At 76.6% G+C, this 320-nt stretch carries 1 protein-coding gene; it reads left to right on the top strand.

What is annotated here, in order from left to right; genetic code table 11:
- Nucleotides 1-320 (top strand): beta-ketoacyl synthase N-terminal-like domain-containing protein (locus PUR61_RS33285; protein WP_329883242.1); only part of this gene is annotated, 320 nt, incomplete at both ends.

Here is a 320-nt window from a genome sequence, read left to right as displayed (position 1 = left end):
GACCGTCCTGGAGCAGGCCGAGGCGCAGGTCGAGGGCTTCATGGGGACCGGCGGGAGCATCGCGTCGGGCCGGGTGTCGTACACCTTCGGTCTGGAGGGTCCGGCGGTCACGGTCGACGCGGCGTGCTCGTCCTCGCTGGTGGCGCTGCACCTGGCGGTGCAGGCGCTGCGCCGCGGGGAGTGTGACGCGGCGCTGGCGGGTGGTGGCCCCGTGATGGCGACGCCGGGGTCGTTCGTCGGGGTCTCGCGTCAGCGGGGCCGCGCCGCTGACGGCCGGTGCCAGTCCTTCGCCGAGGGCGCGGACGGCACCGGGTGGGGCG

The organism is Streptomyces sp. BE20, from assembly GCF_036322525.1.
Classification (GTDB): Bacteria; Actinomycetota; Actinomycetes; order Streptomycetales; family Streptomycetaceae; genus Kitasatospora.
The sequence above is the reverse complement of the archived record's forward strand: the minus strand, read 5'-3'. Positions and strand labels throughout refer to the sequence as shown.